Origin of the sequence: Anaerosporobacter faecicola, assembly GCF_012070565.1 — a bacterium.
GTDB classification, from domain to species: domain Bacteria; phylum Bacillota; class Clostridia; order Lachnospirales; family Lachnospiraceae; genus Anaerosporobacter; species Anaerosporobacter faecicola.
The window spans coordinates 1-18804 of the sequence record NZ_JAAQRO010000042.1 but is presented as its reverse complement, the minus strand read 5'-3'; the positions used below and the strand labels follow the sequence as shown (position 1 = coordinate 18804).

Here is an 18804-nt window from a genome sequence, read left to right as displayed (position 1 = left end):
CAGAAAAGGGGAAACGCTTAGGGAGCGTTGTTGAATGGAGATTAGAATGGATAAATATGAAGTGTTAAAACATTATTATGGATATGATACCTTTCGGGAAGGGCAGGAGATGTTGATCGACAGCATTCTAGACGGACAAGATACTTTGGGAATTATGCCCACTGGGGCAGGAAAATCCATTTGTTATCAGGTACCAGCCTTAGTAATGAACGGCATCACCTTAGTAATCTCTCCACTGATTTCCTTAATGAAAGATCAGGTAGGTGCACTAAACCAAGCTGGCGTGCATGCAGCTTATCTGAATAGCTCATTAAGTTATAACCAGTATTGCCTGGCGCTTAATTATGCGAGACAAGGGAGATATCAAATCATCTATGTGGCGCCGGAACGATTGACCACAGAAGAATTCCTTACGTTTGCCAAAGAGGCTAACATTGCCATGATTAGTGTGGATGAAGCACACTGTGTATCCCAATGGGGACAGGATTTTCGACCAAGTTATTTGAAAATTGTGGAGTTCATTGATCAATTAGCTGTTCGCCCGGTTGTTAGCGCATTTACAGCAACTGCAACAAAGGAAGTACAGGAAGATATCGTTCAAATCTTGAAGTTACGCAAACCACGTTTATTGATCACAGGCTTTGATCGGAACAACCTGTCCTATCAAGTAGCGAAACCAGCGGATAAGTATGCATATGTCAGTCAATATGTGAAGAATAATCCAGATAAAAGTGGCATCATCTATTGTTTGACAAGGAAAAGTGTAGAAGAAGTCAGCAATCGCTTACAACGAGAAGGGGTGGCGGTAACCAGATACCATGCTGGTTTATCAGATGATGAGAGAAGACAAAACCAGGATGATTTTATCTATGATACAAAACCAGTCATGGTTGCAACGAATGCATTCGGTATGGGAATAGATAAGTCCAATGTCAGTTATGTGATTCACTACAATATGCCGAAGAATATCGAGAGTTACTATCAGGAAGCTGGTCGTGCAGGACGAGACGGAGAGCCTGCGGAATGTATCCTACTGTATAGTGGACAGGATGTAATCATGAATCAATTTCTTATTGACCAAAATCGAGAAAATGAAGCACTTGATTTTGAAGCACTAGAAGTGGTACGGAAACGTGACAGAGAACGACTAAAGAAGATGATTTATTACTGCATGACAACAGATTGTTTGCGGGAATATGTTCTTCAGTATTTTGGAGAACAGGGAGAACCTTACTGTGGAAATTGTTCCAATTGTCTCGTAGAATTTGAAAAGATGGATATAACCAAAGCTACGACAGCAATCCTAACCTGTGTGCAGGAATGCCGGGAACGCTATGGAATCACTATTATACTGGATACGGTTCATGGAAGTAAGAATGCGAAACTCAAACAGTATCGTATGGATCAGAATACACAGTTTGGCATTTTAGAGGATTACACCATAGCAAAATTACGACAGATTATGGATTATCTACTTCATCATGGGTATCTGGAATTGTCTGTGTCGCAATATCCGGTGGTACAATTAGGAGAACTAGCAGAAGATTATCTGGAAAATGGTGGAATGCTTCTTATGAAAGTACCATTAGAACAAGAGAAGAAAACGCCGAAGGTTACAAAGAAAAAAGCCCATAGTGAGAAAGCGATTGATGATACATTATTCGAACAATTACGAGAGATGAGAACAAAGATTGCCAAAGAAGAAAAGGTTCCTCCATATCTGGTATTTGCAGACAAAACATTAGTTAATATGTGTAGTGTACTTCCTAAAACCAAGGATAGTATGTTAACCGTATCCGGTGTTGGAGAAGTTAAATACGAACGATATGGGGAACGCTTCTTAGAAATTATAAAAGCTTATGTAGGATAGGATAATGGTGCGATGTAGTTAGAATGGGAACTGCATCGCACAAATTAATTTTCTACCTTATTCCGATAGAATCTGTAAGAGATTCGTTTTCATGAGTACAGGATATAGAATGGAAACGGTGACAACACCAAAGATCGTCTGTGCAATATTGCCCGGGATACTTGCGGCAGCTGCGATACCTTTTCCAAGATAGAGGCTGGCGTATCCAAAATATCCAAGAACAATAATGACAGCACCAACAAGTGAACTGATGGAGATTCGTAAAACAATATTCTTACATGTAGTAGAAAGGATCTTAAAAAGAGCTCCACAGGCCATCGCTGCAAATAATTTGATCAGTAATGTACCAAGCACATAATGGGTATACCCTGCAAGAAGATCAACAAACATAGAGCCAATTCCCGCAGCGATACCACCATAGAGTGGTCCAAGTAGAATCCCAGATAAGAACACGATACCGTCACCTGGGTGAATGAAGCCTTCTGTCGGGCTTGGGATTCGTATGATCGTAGTTGCAACATAAACCAACGCTGCCATAAGTGCAGCAAATACTATTTTTTTCGTTTTATTATTCATAATAAGTACCTTATCCTTTCGTAATTCAGAGACCCTATGGAATGGTAATCTTCCCCGTGCACTAGGGAGATTCTTCTTCCATAGAAGACCCTTGCAGATGCACGAATTGTTCCGTTGCATAGCAACTCTCACAATTCTAAAACATTCGCAATCCGCTTAAAAAGCGCTACTTGCTCATGTTTAGCGGGTCAACACGTCATATTCCCATTTGTGCAAGCACAATGTGAATATGACCTTTTGACCCTTGCATCATACTATATCGAATGTTTGGCTTTGCGAAAAGATACAGAAATGACAAAATAAACAGTGCCAGATTCAATCTGGCACTGTTTATTTACATAAAATCTGGTACTATTCCATATATGCACGTAATGCAATGGATGCTGCGTTTAAGTCAGTAACTAGAACTGATTTTCCATCAATAACTTGTGCGTTACAATCTTCTACACAAGGGATGCAGAAATTCTGCAGAGTGGTATCTTGTGATGAGAATGCTTCCAGATATTCGGAAATCTCGTCTGCGGATAGATCCGTTTTTATTGTAGGAAGAACTTCCTTGGCAAGAGAAAGTATTACTGGAAGATCACTTTGAAATACTTGCTTACTGAGCTGTTGCCAAACTTGAACAAGTCTTCTTGTACGTCCATAATCCCCATTATCTCCATCTGCAGTAGGAACTTGACGGATTCGCAGGTATCCAAGGACCTGATTTCCATTAAGATGTTGTTCCCCTTCGATGGTATTCCGATACTGTTTTTTCGATATATAGTTTGTATTGTTTAGATAATCCGATTCTTTTGTAGTTAGGGTTACTGTTGTTCCACCTAATTGATCGATACAAGATTCAAATCCATCCATGGTGAAAGTAACGGTATGATCAATCTTAATATTTAGATTATCTTCGATGGTTTCCTTAACGGAGTTCTCCCCATATTGGGAATATGCGGAACTTAATTTATCGGAATCCCCATTTGGTAAGGTTACATAGAGATCGCGAAGTATCGTGGTAAGCGTGATGGTATTATTTTTTTTTGTTCATAGTTAATAAGAGAATGCTGTCTGGTCTGGCATTTTCCATTGATTGTTTGGAAAGGGAATCAAGACCGATAACCAGTAGATTCGTTGTGTCTGCAAGAGAGGAAGTTTTGGTCTCTTGTTCTGTATCTTTTGTTTGTACTTGTTGTTGCGATTCATTTGCATCCGCTGTAGTATCGGCAGGAGTTTTTGCATTCTTTTGTCCGGCTGCAATATTACTAACTATAAAAATCAATAGGATACATAATAAAAGTAGGATACTTCCACGCTTTTTCTTTTTGGTATTCATTATGTGTTGGAAACGTTCCTTCATATGTCTCGCATAATTGGTAAAACCAGTTGAGAGCATTACTTGCTTGGATGATGACCCTTGTTTTAAAATCTGTAAAATGGTGAGGCTGTATTGTTCTCGGTAGGAGAGCGGTTTTTGTTTGGTAACGGACTCATCACAGTAGAGTTCCATTGTAAGAGACGCATTTTTATTAAGCAGATATATGATCGGGTTAAACCAATGTAGGGCATTGGCTAACAGGAATATGAATTTATACCATAGATCCCGATGTTTATAATGTGTTAATTCATGACGTAATATAAAAGAAAACTGATCATTGGTATAGGTACAAGTCGGAAGTAAGATCCGAGGACGCAGTAAACCAACTAACATGGGAGAGGAGAGCCCGTTTTGATAATAGAGGGAGATCTCCTTCGTAATATGTAACGCATCTTTTTCTTGCTGTAAAAGCCATAATAGTTCCTGTTGATCAATAACAATGGCGTTTTTCTTCATATAATGAAGAAAATTCCTGTATGATAACAAGTGCAGGACAAGTAAGCATAGAAAACCAACAGCCCAAATGACGAAACAAATGGAAAAAATTATTATTGAAGAATTCGTACGTGTTGAATGGGGATCCGCTAATACCTGGTCATCAGGAGATCTTGTAGCAGAGCTTCGTGTGGCGTCCAATGTAGAATCTGTTGTGGACTCTGATGTGGAATCTGTTACAGAAGTAGTAGTAGTTTCGGTATTAGTAATTGATTCCTTTGAAGTTGGTATTTTAGTAGTGCTATCCAGAGCGACGGTAGATTCTGGGGGATTAATCGATGTAGAACTTCCGGATTGCTCCAAAGGAAGTACAGGTAACGTAAAGACTCCTAAGTTAATGGGAATAAGGAGCCGAATACCCAATAGGATCAACGCAATTTGTTTCCAACGCCGAGAATAATTCTTTTTCAAAAAGAGATCTGCAATCGTTACCAAGGAAAAGAGTAAGGTAACAGAGAGGGAAACAGAAATCAATGATCGGAGAAAAGTCTGCACATCATTCACGCTCCTTTGCTTGTTGTATAATTGTCAGTAATTCATCATAATCTTCATCGGATAAATGCTGATCTTGTACTAGGGAAGCAATCAATTTTTTATAAGAATTATGATAAAAATGTTTGACAAAGGAATGGGTTTCTTTGAATCGGTAATCTTCCTCTTTCACAAGTGGTGAGTAGTATTTCAGTCGACCTTGCTTTTCCATACGTAAAAATCCACGTTCTTCCAATCGGGCTAACAATACTTGAATGGTGGATCGGGACCAATCTTTAGACTGTGTGATCAATTCCACAATCTTTCCTGTTCCTACAGGAGGTTCTGCTTTCCAAAGTGTTTGCATTATAAACAATTCGGAATCTGGTAATTTCATATTCTCTTCTTTTAAATCTACTTTTATTTCTTCTTCTTTTTTCATAATCCAACAATGCCTGTTCCTTTCCTTTTGGTTATGTGTAAAACTCCAGTCGTGTTGCAGTACGGATCCATATGTATACGTTGACAAAACATCAACGATTGGTAATACGGCCTCATCCCTAGGTAGCTAGACCTCCATGTCTTGCCTTCCTTTCGTGAAGTACACAGTAAAAATGTAAGATGTTAACATCGCATAATTGGATTATAATTCCTTTGTTGACAAATGTCAATATGTTTTGATGACATTTGTCAACGAAATAAAAAGTGAAACCACGAATCAAAGAAACCGTTTCTTTGGTGGTACTGCCATTATATTAAGAAATGAGTATACTAGTATACTAGATACACAAATATTGTGACCGAGCGAAAATGTGAGACTACAAAGTCGTAACAATCTGCAAGGGCAAGAGTTATAAAAGGAAAAATGAAAATTAGAATGGGAGAGATTAGAATGCGAATCGGTGTAATTATGGGTGGAATATCAACAGAAAGAGAAGTTAGTTTTCAATCAGGAGCAGAAGTAATGAAATACATGAATCGAGATAAGTATGAACAAGTTGTTCCGATTATGATTGATGAGAAAAAAGATGTAATTGAGCGGGTAAAGGGAATTGATTTTGCATTCCTTGCCTTACATGGTGCATTTGGAGAGGATGGAACCATACAAGGGGCATTGGAGACATTGGGAATTCCTTATAGTGGTTGTGGTGTTTTAAGTAGTGCCATCTGCATGAACAAAGCATTAACGAAGTCAATTGTTAAGCAATGTGGATTGGTTACACCAGAGTGGGTAACCTATCGGAGTCTTGAGGAAATCAATTATGATGAAATGCGTAAATTAGGATATCCCGTATTCATTAAGCCGAATCATGGTGGCTCTAGCGTAGCAACGTTCTTCGTGCAAAAAGAGGAAGAAGTGAAGGAGGCCGTTCATGAAGTGCTCAAGTATGATTCAGAAGCCATAATAGAACAATATGTAGAGGGAGATGAGATTACTTCTTTTGTGCTAAATGGGGAAGTATTTCCAACATTACGAATCAAAGCGAATAAGGGAGAGTTCTTTAATTATGAATCCAAATATAATGTGGAAGGTGCGAAGGAGGAAGTTGCAGAATTCGAACCAATTCTACAAGAGAAGATTGTGAAAGCATCGAAAACCATGTGGAGAGAATTGTATTGTAAATGCTACGTACGATTTGACATGATTATAAGTGGTGGTGTACCATATGTACTAGAAGCGAATACTTTACCGGGCTTGACCAGTGCAAGTTTGATTCCAAAGAGTGCAAAAGCCAAAGGAATGGAATATCCCGAATTGTTGGATAAGATTATAGAGTATTCATTACAGTAAATAGGATAATGAGTTGCTAGACAAATACATTTTTGCAAGTAATTTACAGGTAGGAGGTACGTATGTTATTTCATGACCTGATTCTTAATCAAGAAAAACCAATCTATGAACAAATTATGGAACATATACAATACGCCATACAGAATAATCTGGTGACACCAGATAGTAAGCTCCCTTCCACAAGGGAGCTCGCTCACGTTTTGGGTGTTAGCAGGAATACAGTAATACAGGCGTATGAAAATCTGGAAGCAGAAAACATGATCCAGACGAAAAAGGGAAGAGGAACCTTTATAACGGGGAATGCTTTTTTGCAGAGGAAACCAGAAATTCAAAAAGAACCAGACTGGCGTGTGGATTGGAATAGCAAAGCCAATACATATGCTTTGCAGGCAGAAAAGATGGATATAATTAAGAATGAAATCCCTTGGAGTAAGGATTTGATTTCGTTTAAAAGTATCTCACCTGATGGTGAGTTATTCGATTTGGAAGAATTTAAACGGTCGTTTCTCTATCGCTTATCTGTGGAAGGAAATAAGATTTTGAATTATGGATATGCGAGGGGATACCTGCCTTTGATTGAATACCTGAAAGAATATATGGCGGAAAAAGGGGTAAGTGGGGAACAGAAGGACATCTTAATTACCAATGGATTCACAGAAGGGTTTGAGATGATGGTTGAAGCATTTACGAATCCAGGAGACTATGTTCTTTGTGAAAACCCTACGCATAATACGGCATTGCGAATCATGCATTTACATGGTGTAAAGGTAATTGGTGTTCCAATGGGAAAAGATGGTTTGAATGTAGATGAGATGGAACGATTGTTACAACGGTATCCCATTCGTTTTATTTATGTTATTCCGTCGTATCATAATCCAACAGGAATTGTAATCGGAGAAAAAAAGAGGACGAAGATCTACGAATGTTGTCGTTTTCATGGAGTGCCGATTATTGAAGATGGATTTACAGAAGAATTGTTATATGGAAGCAGTCATGTGATGCCAATCGCTTCATTTGATCGGGTTGGAAATGGAGTGATCTATATTGGTAGTTTTTCGAAGATTTTATTCCCAGGACTACGAATAGGTTGGATCATGGGAGACAAGAGAGTTATCTCTTTGTTAGAAAGCGTGAAGCGATGTAAGAATATCCACACATCTTCTATTGATCAAGGAATTCTCTATGAATATCTACAATCCAATGCATTGGAGCGACAGATGAAGCGAATGAGAAAGTCCTATAAAGAACGATTTGAATGGGCTAAGGATTGTGTGGAAGAATATATGGATCCGGATTATATCTGGGGAGATGGAGGTTTACATCTATATGTGGGGCTAAAGAAGGTGCCAGCAAGAAAGCTGCTAAAGGCATGCTATGAGAAGAAGGTGATCTTCATGCCAGGAGATGTGTTCTCACTAGATCAAAGTGGTGATCAGGCACTGCGGTTGGGATTATCAAGGGTTACAATAGAAGAGATTGCGAAAGGAATCTCCATCATAGGAGAATGTCAACAAAAGCTTCTGTAATTGCAAAGTCAGAGAAGCTATGCTATAGTAGACAGAAGATTGGATTACGTAAAGATGGAGGAAGAATAATGAATGAGACCATGAAAGAGCAGACAGCAGAGATCTGTAAGGAAGAGAATGAAGTTGCATGGAATCAGTTAACATATGAAGCATGGATCCATAAGTTTGGAACTTGTGAACAAGCAGCAGCGAAGATTCAAAAAAATCCAGAGAAGATGCTACAAGTATTACTTCCTAAGTTCGGGGAAGTAAAGGGAAAGAAAATTGCGAATCTCATGGGTTCCAATGGTACGAAGGCTGTTGCCCTTGCGTTAATGGGTGCACAGACTACCGTTATGGATTTTTCGGAAGGTAATTGTCGTTATGCGCTTGAATTAGCGAAGGAAGCAGGTGTTTCAATTCGTTATGTTTTAGAGAATATTGTGGAGCTACCAGAAGAAGAATTAACAGGCGATTATGATCTTGTTTTTGCAGAAATTGGAATCCTGCATTACTTTACAGATCTTCATCCTCTGTTTACAACAGCGTATCAGTTGTTAAAAAAAGATGGAATCTTTGTATTACGAGATTTTCATCCAGTTAGTAACAAGCTGATCACATCTCGTGGTACGACTGCAAAGATTCGAAAACATAAGGTAACAGGAGATTACTTCAGTACAGAATTAGTGGAGAGTGAAATTTCCTATGCGAAGTATATGCCTGATAGTGAGACGAAGAAAGTATATCTACGTAAATGGAACCTAGGAGAAATCATTACGGCTATGGCGGAAGTTGGATTTCACATTGAAAGTCTTGATGAAGAACCGAACATGTCCTGTGAACAGTATGACAAGGGGATACCAAAGACATTTACGATTAAAGCGACAAAAAGATAAGGAAACAAACTTCGCCCTTGAATGTTTTGAACGAAAAAAAAACCAAAAGCTTCTGTATGAAGAGAGTCTCAATCTCTTTCATACAGAAGCTTTTTTATTTACGCGAGCAACGAGCCAAAATCCAAGTTTACTTGAGACCTTGGGGACTGCCGCGATAACTTGATAAACTCGCAAAACGTGTTTATCATAGTTTACGCGAGCAACGAGCCAAAGTCCAACTTTCCTATTAAATAAACCCTTCGGGGGTTGCGCACTCGAAACTGACCGTGCTCGGCGCAAAGAACAAAGTGTACTTTGAAGCAGATTAACGTGAGAGTGTACGAAGTACACTTTGTTCTTAGTAGAGTAACTATAACATTGACTAAAACTCACAATAAAAAACTACAAATCGAAGCACGTTCTCTACTCACGAAAGGGAAGAAAGGCGTATAAAGACTTAGAGTAACAAACGGTCAGAACATTTTTTTGTTAATATTTACATATTTCTATTGACAAAGGAGTATACTATGACTATACTAACTGTATTACTAGTGTTAATACAGTTAGTATGGATGCGGAGATATCATTTACCTCATCATCATGTATATTACAAGAAAGGAGAGTTGGATGATTGTAATAGACTATAAAGACAGGAGACCGATTTATGAACAGGTAGTAGAACGGTTTCAGGAGCTGATATTAAATGGTGCTTTACCACCAGATTCTAAATTACCTTCTGTACGTAATTTGGCGATTGAATTATCGATTAATCCCAATACCATACAAAGAGCATATGGAACATTAGAGCAAAAAGGATATATCTATTCAGTAAAAGGTAAGGGAAGTTTTATAGCAGGGGATGTGGAGCTTATGGAATTTAAGAAGAATGAAGTCTTAAAGCAGTTGGAAGAAGCTGTGAGTAAGGCAAAGAAGACCGGAATCGAGTATTCTCAGATTGAAAAGACTTGTCAGGCAATATATAAGGAGGAACAGATCGATGATTGAAGCGATTGATGTAAGCAAATCATTTGATGGGATTAAGGCAGTCGATCAGATTACTGCAACCATCAAAGAGGGGAATGTTTTTGGCTTAGTCGGTACCAACGGTGCTGGTAAAAGTACCTTCTTACGAATGATGAGTGGAATATTAAAACCAGATAGCGGTCAGATCAAGTTAGATGGAATGGAAGTTTATGAGAATGTCGCTGCAAAAGAACGTTTCTATTATATATCCGATGAGCAGTACTTTTTTCCGAATGCAACGCCAAAGGATATGCGGGAATTCTATCGTGGAATCTACAAGAACTTTGATGTGGATCGTTTTAACAAATTAATTGGACAGTTTGAACTTGATTTGAATCGGAAGATCAATACCTTTTCCAAAGGTATGAAGAAACAGGTGTCTGTAATTTGTGGAATCTGTGCCAATACGAAATATCTGTTTTGTGACGAAACTTTTGATGGATTAGATCCAGTGATGCGGCAGGCAGTCAAAAGTATCTTTGCAAAAGAGTTGGCAGAGAGGGAGATGACACCGATCATTGCTTCTCACAATCTAAGAGAATTGGAAGACATCTGCGATCGTGTGGGATTATTGCATAAGGGAGGAATATTATTGTCGAAGGATTTATATGATATGAAATGTAGCATTCATAAGGTTCAATGCGTATTCCAGGCAGATGATCCCGTGGATACCATTGATCAGGAACTGAATCTGGTAAAAAAAGAACAGAGGGGATCTCTATATACGTTCACAGCAAGGGGAGACTGTGAAGAGATTACTGCAATACTACAGAAGAGAAATCCAGTATTTCTGGAGATCTTACCATTAAGCTTGGAAGAAATCTTCATCAGTGAAACGGAGGTTGTTGGATATGATATCAAAAAACTTATTGTGTAAACTGATGAAAGAAGATGGAAAGAGAAGAATCTGGTCATTAGCTATTTCCTTTCTCGTATTTGTATTCTTGCTTCCAATCTATGTTGCAACATCGTTAGAACAAGCAGTACGTTATCTGGAAGATGGTATGACGGCACAGGATAAGCATTGGATACTAATACAAACAGCAACCAAATGTTTTGGTCCAAGGAATACATCAATCGCTTTCATTACAATATTACTTGCTGTGATATGTGGAATAACGGGATTCATGTATTTGCAATCAAAGAGAAAGGTAGATTTTTATCATAGTTTACCAGTAAAGAGAAAAGAATTATTTGTATCTTCTTATGTGAATGGATTATTGATCTACGTAATTCCTTATGTAATCATGTTAGGCATCAGTTTTGTGATTGCAGCAGCAAATCAAGCATATGATGGAAGTGTGTGGATGACAGCATGGAAGACATTTGGTATTAATGTTTTAGGTTACTGTATCGCATATTCCGTTGTAATCATTGCCGTTATGTTAACAGGACAGTTAATTGTTAGTTTATTAGCTTGCGCCGTATTCTTTGGGTATGCTCCTATGGTGGTGTTACTAGGAAGAGAATTGGGGAGTAAATACTTTACCAACTATTACTATCAAAGTTCTGTCTATGATTCCTTTATATTTAAGTTGTCACCAATCAGTTCCTATTCGTATTTGACTCGTGGTGTGAGCAAAGATAATCTAAGTGGAGTTGCGGTACTGCTCTATCTTGTAGTGGCAGTTGCTTTATTTGCTTTGGCACTTTTTTTGAATAATCGAAGAAAATCAGATGCAGCAGGAAAAGCGATCTCTTATCCAAAGCTGCAACCAATTATCAAAACCTTTGTGTGTGTACCAGTTGGATTGATTAGTGGAATTATCTTCACTTCCTTAACGGATACCAACACATCGTTTTGGTTGATCTTTGGTATGGTGTGTGGATATTTGCTGTGTAGCTTTATTATGGAAATCATTTATCATTTTGATTTTAAAGCAGCATTAAAGAGTAAACTACAGTTACTGATTGGTGCAGTATTCATGTTTGTTATCTTCTTTACCTTTAAGTTTGATCTCCTTCATTATGATACGTATATTCCAGGAAAGAACAGCATTGAGACTATGAGTATCTCCTTCATGGAGTTAGAAAATAATCATGATTATCGTGTGTACGATGTGGATAATGATAGTTTCTTGTATATGAATTCAACAGAATACGCGAATCGATTTATGCGGATTAAGAATCTTGATATCGCATATGAAATTGGGAAAATTGCAGCAAGTGAAGAATATGCAGTAATGGAAGAAGACTACAGTAGGAACAAAAAATGGGTTACAATGACAGTTCAGTACCGTTTACGTTCGGGTAGAAAGGTTAATAGACGTTATGAAATTATGCTTGATCCAATCGTAGACCTAATGGATCAACTATATGTGTCAGATGAGTATAAAGAAGGAATCTTCTTGATTTATCAGATGAAAGAAGCGAATAGTATCAGTTGTTATAACCGGTTCCAGAATTTGGATTTGACATTATCAGCAGAAGAAAGAGCACAATTATTGGCTTTATATAAGGAGGAGTTAACCTCGTTATCAATTACAGATATTAAGGCAGCGGCTCCAATTGCAACGATCGTATTCCGTGATGCTTATGTTGATAGAGAAGAATATATCTATCCAACGTTTACAAAGACGATGACATTCCTTACCGATCATGGATTTGATTTTACCAAGACATTTGACTTAGAACAGGTAAGTGAAGTGGAATTAGAGTATACCGTTCCTTATAATTTGCGAGATCAAGAAAAATATCAGCAATATGCAGAGAGTCATCCGGAGATGCCATATGATATAACCTTGAACCTTACCAAGAAAGAGGAAATCGAACAGATCCTGCCTTATCTAGTTGAGTCTAGTTATGCATGGAATAATGGTGTTTTATTGAATTATGATACCTATTTGTCAATCACAGTAACAACGAAGACAGATGAATATGGAAATGTAGATAAGAATCAATATTCAATTCCATACGATAAGATTCCTGATTTTGTGAAAGAAGCAATCTTGTATGCAGAACCAGACGAGTACTAAGAACAATGAATTATATGGCTGCTAAATCCATATATTAATTTACAATTAAAAAGCAATCTTCAAAAAGGACCTTAAACAAGCGCAAAATGAGTGCGGGAGACAGGATACCTTTATGAAGGTTGCTTTTTTTATGTATATTGTTCTTCTACAATAATAAAAAGACTTTTTGTACGTAGATTATGCAATGAAAATGTTAGAAAATGCAATGAAAATGTTAGAATTTCAGAGTTGATTGACCTATAATGTATGGAAGTTAAACTTTGATGAAAGAGAGGAAAAGAAACCGTATGACAGCAATGCAATGGTTTTATACATTTGTTAAGAAATACAAGTTTCGTTTGTTTTGTGCTTTACTCCTGGTAACAGTTACATCAATCCTTGCGATTATCAATCCATACGTATCGGGTATGTTGATTGATGATGTAATTGAGAAAGGGAAGCATGGTTTATTACCTAAGTTGATCCTGATCATAATTAGCATTACCATATTACGTTCGATCCTGCGTTATCTCTTCCTAATGATTTTTGAAAAATCCTCCCAAGGGGTTTTATATTCTATGAGGGATGCGTTGTATAAACGTTTATTGGAACAGGATTTTCAATTTTACAACAAGAATCGTACGGGAGATCTGATGTCCAGACAGACAGGAGATATGGATGCCATCCGACATTTTGTAGCTTATGTTATCTATTCATTGTATGAGAATGTATTACTGTTTGTTATTGCGTTAGTCATGATTTTTACAGTGGATGTACGATTGGCACTTTGTATGATCATTGTTCTTCCATTTACGGCATTGACGACATATTTTCAGTCAAAGAACATTAAGCCAGCCTTTCATAAGATAAGAAATCAGTTTTCTAGCTTGAATACATTTGCCCAGGAGAACATCAGTGGAAACCGTGTGGTAAAAGCATTTGCAAAAGAAGACTATGAAATCTCCAAGTTCGATAAAGAAAATGATGCATTTCGTGCAGCAGAATTAGGAGCTACTGCAATTTGGAGCAAATACATACCAATATTTGAATTCTTTTCAAATATGTTATATGTCATTTTGATGTTGGTTGGTGGAATCATGGTTGTAAAAAAGCAAATGACGATGGGGAATTTGTTTACAATCAATGGATACTTATGGATGTTGAATAATCCACTTCGTATGGCTGGTTGGTTGACGAATGATGTACAGCGATTTGTAACCTCCGTAGAGAAAATCTATGCAACATTCTGCGAAGAACCAGATATTAAGGTTCCAGAAGATGCTTACAAAGGAAAACGGATTCGTGGAAATATTGAATTTCGACATGTGAATTACAAAGCACAGGATGATGTTATCTTAAAAGATATCGATTTTACGGTTAAAGCAGGGCAGACGGTTGGTATCATTGGTGCAACGGGTTCGGGGAAATCAACAATTATGAATCTTCTTTGTCGTTTCTATGATGTGACAAAGGGAGAGGTTTGTGTAGATGGTGTTAATGTAAAACAGATGGATCTGCATTATCTAAGAGATCATATTGGTATGGCGATGCAAGATGTATTTTTGTTTTCTGATACTATTGAAGGGAATATTGCGTATGGTCGTCCAAACTGTACGTTTGAAGAAGTAGAACGGGTTGCGAAAATTGCAAATGCCCATGATTTTATCATGAAGATGCCAGATGGCTATGACACCATTGTAGGAGAGAGAGGTGTTGGATTATCAGGTGGTCAGAAACAAAGAATATCACTTGCTAGAGCCTTACTGAAGAATCCTTCCATTGTCATTCTTGATGATACCACATCTGCAGTCGATATGGAGACGGAGGCACAGATCCAACATGCATTGAAGAATCTTGCAGATGAGAGAACGGTATTCGTGATAGCACATAGAATCTCTTCAATTAAGGATGCTGATTTGATCCTTGTCCTAGACAATGGACGAATCGTGGAGTCGGGAAATCATGATAGTTTGCTTGAGAAAAAGGGATATTACTATACGGTATTCAATCATCAATATGGTGAGTTTGATCGTGTTCAGGCGATGAAGGAGGGAATGAGATAATGGCAAGAAACAAATATGATGTCGACGAATCGTTGGAAACACAATTTGACGTGAACCAATTGAAACGTTTGTTTCATTATATAAAACCCTATCGAAAAAAAATGATCTTTGTCGTAATCATCATGTTGACTGCAAGTGCATTGAGCATGTTAAATCCAAGATTATTGATGGTTGTAATGGATGACTATATTCCACATAATAATATTGGTGGAATTGTACGTATGAGTCTCCTCTTTTTGGCAATCGTACTGGTTATTGTTGTCACATTAAAGATTAAGATCAAATTAATGGCGCAGATTGGGCAAGATATCATACACCAGATTCGAAAAGATCTGTTTGTACATCTGCAAGAATTACCATTTTCCTATTATGATGAGCGACCACATGGGAAGATTCAAGTACGTGTCGTTAACTATGTGAACAATATAAGTGATCTTCTTTCTAATGGTATTATCAATACGATAACGGATCTGTTTAGCTTGATTTTTATCATCTTATTCATGTTAATGATTAATGTTCGACTAACACTGGTTTGTTTGTGTGGTATTCCTGTTATGGTTGCATTCTTAATCACGATTAAGAAGAAGCAGAGAAAAGCATGGCAGAAGTTAAGTAACAAATCATCCAATTTGAATGCGTATATAGCGGAAAGTATGAATGGAATCCGTGTTACCCAGTCATTTGTGCGAGAAGAAACTAACGCCGATATCTTTAATAAGTTAAGTGATAATTACCGTGTTGCCTGGTTGGACGCAGTACACTATAATTTTATGCTATCTCCATTGGTTGATAATATATCCACAATCACGACTTCCATTATCTATGTACTAGGAATCTCGTGGTTAGTAGATGGCTTTTATGGTGTTACCATTGGAACTCTTGTTGCATTTGCGTCCTATATTGGTAGGTTTTGGGCGCCGATTACGAACATCGCTAGTTTTTATAATAGCTTACTTACGGCGATTTCTTATCTGGAGCGTATATTTGAAACCATTGATGAACCAGTGGATGTCAAGGATGCGCAAGGAGCAATTGAAATGCCTCCAATTCATGGTGATGTGGAATTTCGAAATGTTAACTTTAGTTACGAAGAAGGTAATCCTATATTGAGAGATATCAGCTTCCAAGTAAAGCAAGGGGAGTCGTACGCAATTGTAGGACCAACAGGCGCAGGAAAAACGACGATTATCAACTTACTAAGCAGATTTTATAATTTAGATTCAGGACAGATCTTGATAGATGGAATTGATATTAATACCGTAACAATTAAATCCTTGCGTTCCCAAATGGGTGTAATGTTACAAGACAGCTTTATCTTCTCTGGAACGATTATGGATAATATTCGATATGGCAATATGACGGCAACTGATGAAGAAGTCGTTGAAGCTGCAAAAACGGTATGGGCACATGAGTTTATTATGCAGATGGAGAACGGATATGAAACACAGGTAAATGAGCGTGGTAATCGTTTATCGGCAGGACAGAGACAATTGATTTCCTTTGCCCGTGCATTATTAGCAGATCCTAAAATCTTGATTCTTGATGAAGCAACATCAAGTATTGATACAGAGACAGAGATAGCTTTACAAGAAGGATTAAACAGACTTTTAAAGAATCGTACGTCCTTTATAATTGCCCATCGCTTGTCAACGATTAAGAATGCTACTTGTATCATGTATGTTGATAAAGGGGAGATCATCGAGAAAGGTAGCCATGATGTATTAATCCGTTATGGTGGAGAATACCGAGAATTATATATGTCACAATATCGTTTCTTATTAGAACAATGATTCGAGCTAGAGCAATGATTTGAATAAGTGTTTAACAAGGATTGGTGAAACGTTTGAACATGAATTTTAAGCACAACAAAAAATAGCAAATGTTTAAAACAAAAATTAGAGCAAGACTTTAAATGAAATAGGATAACATCAATAACGAAAAACCAGTGGTAAAACATACCACTGGTTTTTTATGTGTTTGTATTGACTATTTATACATAATTCGATATAGTAATTAGCACACATAATCTGAAACTATAGACGTATGTTTGTTTTGGTAAGGTAATCGAATATGAATAAAAGTAATAATTATACAAAAGAAGAAAAGACTATGAATAAAAGTAATAAATATGCAAAGGAGAAAAGAATGTGAAAAATTGTAAGAATTATATAAAATTTATTGTACCATCTCTTATTGGAATGATTCTATTCATGTGTCCCATCATACAAGAAGGGAAAGTGACAATCCCAATAGCCGTTTTATCTGGTTTGTTGGAAGGTTGGATTGCACCATATATACAGTGGATCTTACTTGCGATCTTAACAATCTCCTTTGGAGGAGCTGTTGCTTGGAAACTTATGGGCATGGAGAAAAAGAAGGGGAAGCAAAAGAAAAGTTTATTGCAGAATCTTTTTCAAGTATCTCCCCTATGGTTAGTGGCAAGAGGAATTGCCTTCCTATTTGGATTGCTTGTAATATTTGGTGGTGATAAGAATGCTATCTCATCTGGAGATACGGGAGCTTTGGTATTTTATGATCTGTTACCTATTCTTTTTACTATATTCTTTCTTGCAGGAATTTTATTGCCATTGCTACTGAACTTTGGGTTATTAGAATTTTCAGGAGCATTGTTGATCAAAGTTATGCGTCCTGTGTTTGGTTTACCTGGTAGAGCAGCAATTGATGCGATTGCGTCGTGGTTGGGGGATGGGACGATAGGCGTACTGCTTACAAGTAAACAGTATGAGGAAGGATTTTATACAGAACGGGAAGCGTGTGTTATTGGAACGAATTTCTCCTTAGTTTCCATTACCTTTAGTTTAGTTGTTATTAATACGGTTGGATTACCACATATGTTTATCCCTTTTTACTTAACAATCACGTTTGCTTGTATCGTTGTGGCAATTCTTCTTCCTAAGATTCCACCATTATCAAAAAAGAAAGATTGTTATGTTGATGGATCACATAGCAATGATCGAGAGGAACTACCTGCTCATACAAGTAGTTTACGATATGGAATAGAAAGAGCTTTAGAAAAAGTATCGGGTTTACCAATGATGAAGAGCATTTTTGTAGATGGTTTTCATAATGTGATCGATATGTGGATTGGAGTAATCCCTGTTGTTATGACAGTCGGTACGATTGCTTTAGTAATAGCGGAATATACACCAGTGTTCAAGATATTAGGTCTTCCTTTTATACCAATTCTAAAACTGTTGCAAGTACCAGAAGCGGTTGCGGCATCCCAGACGCTCTTTGCAGGTTTTGCTGATATGTTATTACCATCTGTATTGATCGCAAATGTTTCCAATGATATGACTCGCTTTATCGTTGCTGCAGTGTCGGTTTGTCAGCTGATCTATCTATCAGAAGTGGGAGCGTTGCTGCTTGCTAGTAAGATTCCGGTCAATCTGAAGGAAATATTTATTTTATTTATTGAAAGAACGATTATTACGTTACCAATCATTGTAGTGGTTGCTCGTGTATTTATATTTTAGATGCAAGCTTTATATTAACTTTCAAGAAATAGATACTTACGAACATTATGGCAGGGTGAAGTTGATGCTTTAATAAAATGTTCTGATGCATAAAGGACTGAGAAAAGAATAACTTCTATATAAAAAGGGAGCGTCCGAAGTGTGTTGATGTGACCTCAAATGTTAGAATTTTAAAGCGTAGTAGTTTAAATTGATATGCCCCCTGTCAAGTAGACAGGTTAAATATCTAAAATGAGTGTTTACTGAATGACCATACTTCGTATGAGGTATGGTCATTTTTTATGCACACCATTTTTCTTTGTATTTTTTGATTCGTT

The 18804-nt window shown here is 37.4% G+C and carries 15 protein-coding genes; 11 read left to right on the top strand and 4 right to left on the bottom strand.

Annotated features, from left to right (window positions below; all coding sequences use genetic code 11):
• Positions 1-46: 46 nt before the first annotated feature.
• Positions 47-1870, top strand: coding sequence for a DNA helicase RecQ (gene recQ, locus HBB17_RS17205; RefSeq protein ID WP_167958793.1), 1824 nt, complete (start codon positions 47-49; stop codon positions 1868-1870).
• A 57-nt stretch (positions 1871-1927) separates the two neighbouring features.
• On the opposite strand, the gene HBB17_RS17200 is transcribed toward recQ, so the two are convergent.
• From HBB17_RS17200 to HBB17_RS17190, 3 genes are all read right to left on the bottom strand, one after another.
• Positions 1928-2446 (bottom strand): ECF transporter S component, encoded by a 519-nt coding sequence (locus HBB17_RS17200; protein WP_167958728.1) that lies wholly within the window; start codon positions 2444-2446, stop codon positions 1928-1930.
• Between the two features lie 351 nt (positions 2447-2797).
• Positions 2798-3448, bottom strand: coding sequence for an LCP family protein (locus tag HBB17_RS17195; RefSeq protein ID WP_238483788.1), 651 nt, complete (start codon positions 3446-3448; stop codon positions 2798-2800).
• Between the two features lie 19 nt (positions 3449-3467).
• The gene (locus tag HBB17_RS17190) at positions 3468-4448 is read right to left on the bottom strand and encodes a M56 family metallopeptidase (protein WP_167958727.1); all 981 of its coding nucleotides are present in this window, start codon (positions 4446-4448) and stop codon (positions 3468-3470) included.
• Here HBB17_RS17190 and HBB17_RS17185 point away from each other — a divergent pair.
• Positions 4336-4707, top strand: coding sequence for a hypothetical protein (locus HBB17_RS17185; RefSeq protein ID WP_167958721.1), 372 nt, complete (start codon positions 4336-4338; stop codon positions 4705-4707). The genes HBB17_RS17190 and HBB17_RS17185 overlap by 113 nt on opposite strands.
• Before the next feature lie 96 nt (positions 4708-4803).
• Here HBB17_RS17185 and HBB17_RS17180 read toward each other — a convergent pair whose 3' ends face one another.
• The gene (locus tag HBB17_RS17180) at positions 4804-5220 is read right to left on the bottom strand and encodes a BlaI/MecI/CopY family transcriptional regulator (protein ID WP_238483786.1); all 417 of its coding nucleotides are present in this window, start codon (positions 5218-5220) and stop codon (positions 4804-4806) included.
• 435 nt (positions 5221-5655) lie between these two features.
• On the opposite strand from HBB17_RS17180, the gene HBB17_RS17175 reads away from it, so the two are divergent.
• From HBB17_RS17175 to HBB17_RS17135, 9 genes are all read left to right on the top strand, one after another.
• Positions 5656-6570, top strand: a complete 915-nt coding sequence (locus tag HBB17_RS17175) for a D-alanine--D-alanine ligase (protein WP_330588272.1) — start codon at positions 5656-5658, stop codon at positions 6568-6570.
• 62 nt (positions 6571-6632) lie between these two features.
• The gene (locus tag HBB17_RS17170; RefSeq protein ID WP_167958726.1) at positions 6633-8096 is read left to right on the top strand and encodes an aminotransferase-like domain-containing protein; all 1464 of its coding nucleotides are present in this window, start codon (positions 6633-6635) and stop codon (positions 8094-8096) included.
• Positions 8075-8971: a class I SAM-dependent methyltransferase gene (locus HBB17_RS17165; protein ID WP_238483785.1), complete on the top strand. Its 897-nt coding sequence runs from the start codon at positions 8075-8077 to the stop codon at positions 8969-8971. The genes HBB17_RS17170 and HBB17_RS17165 overlap by 22 nt, the downstream gene beginning before the upstream one ends.
• Positions 8972-9577: 606 nt before the next feature.
• Positions 9578-9955 (top strand): GntR family transcriptional regulator, encoded by a 378-nt coding sequence (locus HBB17_RS17160; RefSeq protein WP_167958725.1) that lies wholly within the window; start codon positions 9578-9580, stop codon positions 9953-9955.
• On the top strand, positions 9948-10850 hold the full coding sequence (locus HBB17_RS17155) for an ABC transporter ATP-binding protein (RefSeq protein WP_167958724.1): 903 nt from the start codon (positions 9948-9950) through the stop codon (positions 10848-10850). Before HBB17_RS17160 ends, HBB17_RS17155 begins: the two co-directional genes overlap by 8 nt.
• The gene (locus HBB17_RS17150) at positions 10825-12948 is read left to right on the top strand and encodes a DUF6449 domain-containing protein (protein ID WP_167958723.1); all 2124 of its coding nucleotides are present in this window, start codon (positions 10825-10827) and stop codon (positions 12946-12948) included. The genes HBB17_RS17155 and HBB17_RS17150 overlap by 26 nt, the downstream gene beginning before the upstream one ends.
• A gap of 263 nt (positions 12949-13211) precedes the next feature.
• The gene (locus HBB17_RS17145; protein ID WP_330588271.1) at positions 13212-14990 is read left to right on the top strand and encodes an ABC transporter ATP-binding protein; all 1779 of its coding nucleotides are present in this window, start codon (positions 13212-13214) and stop codon (positions 14988-14990) included.
• Positions 14990-16780 (top strand): ABC transporter ATP-binding protein, encoded by a 1791-nt coding sequence (locus tag HBB17_RS17140; protein WP_167958722.1) that lies wholly within the window; start codon positions 14990-14992, stop codon positions 16778-16780. Before HBB17_RS17145 ends, HBB17_RS17140 begins: the two co-directional genes overlap by 1 nt.
• Before the next feature lie 357 nt (positions 16781-17137).
• Positions 17138-18487 carry a YjiH family protein gene (locus tag HBB17_RS17135; RefSeq protein ID WP_330588270.1) on the top strand — a complete coding sequence of 450 codons (1350 nt, stop codon included), beginning with the start codon at positions 17138-17140 and terminating at the stop codon, positions 18485-18487.
• The last annotated feature ends 317 nt before the right edge of the window (positions 18488-18804 follow it).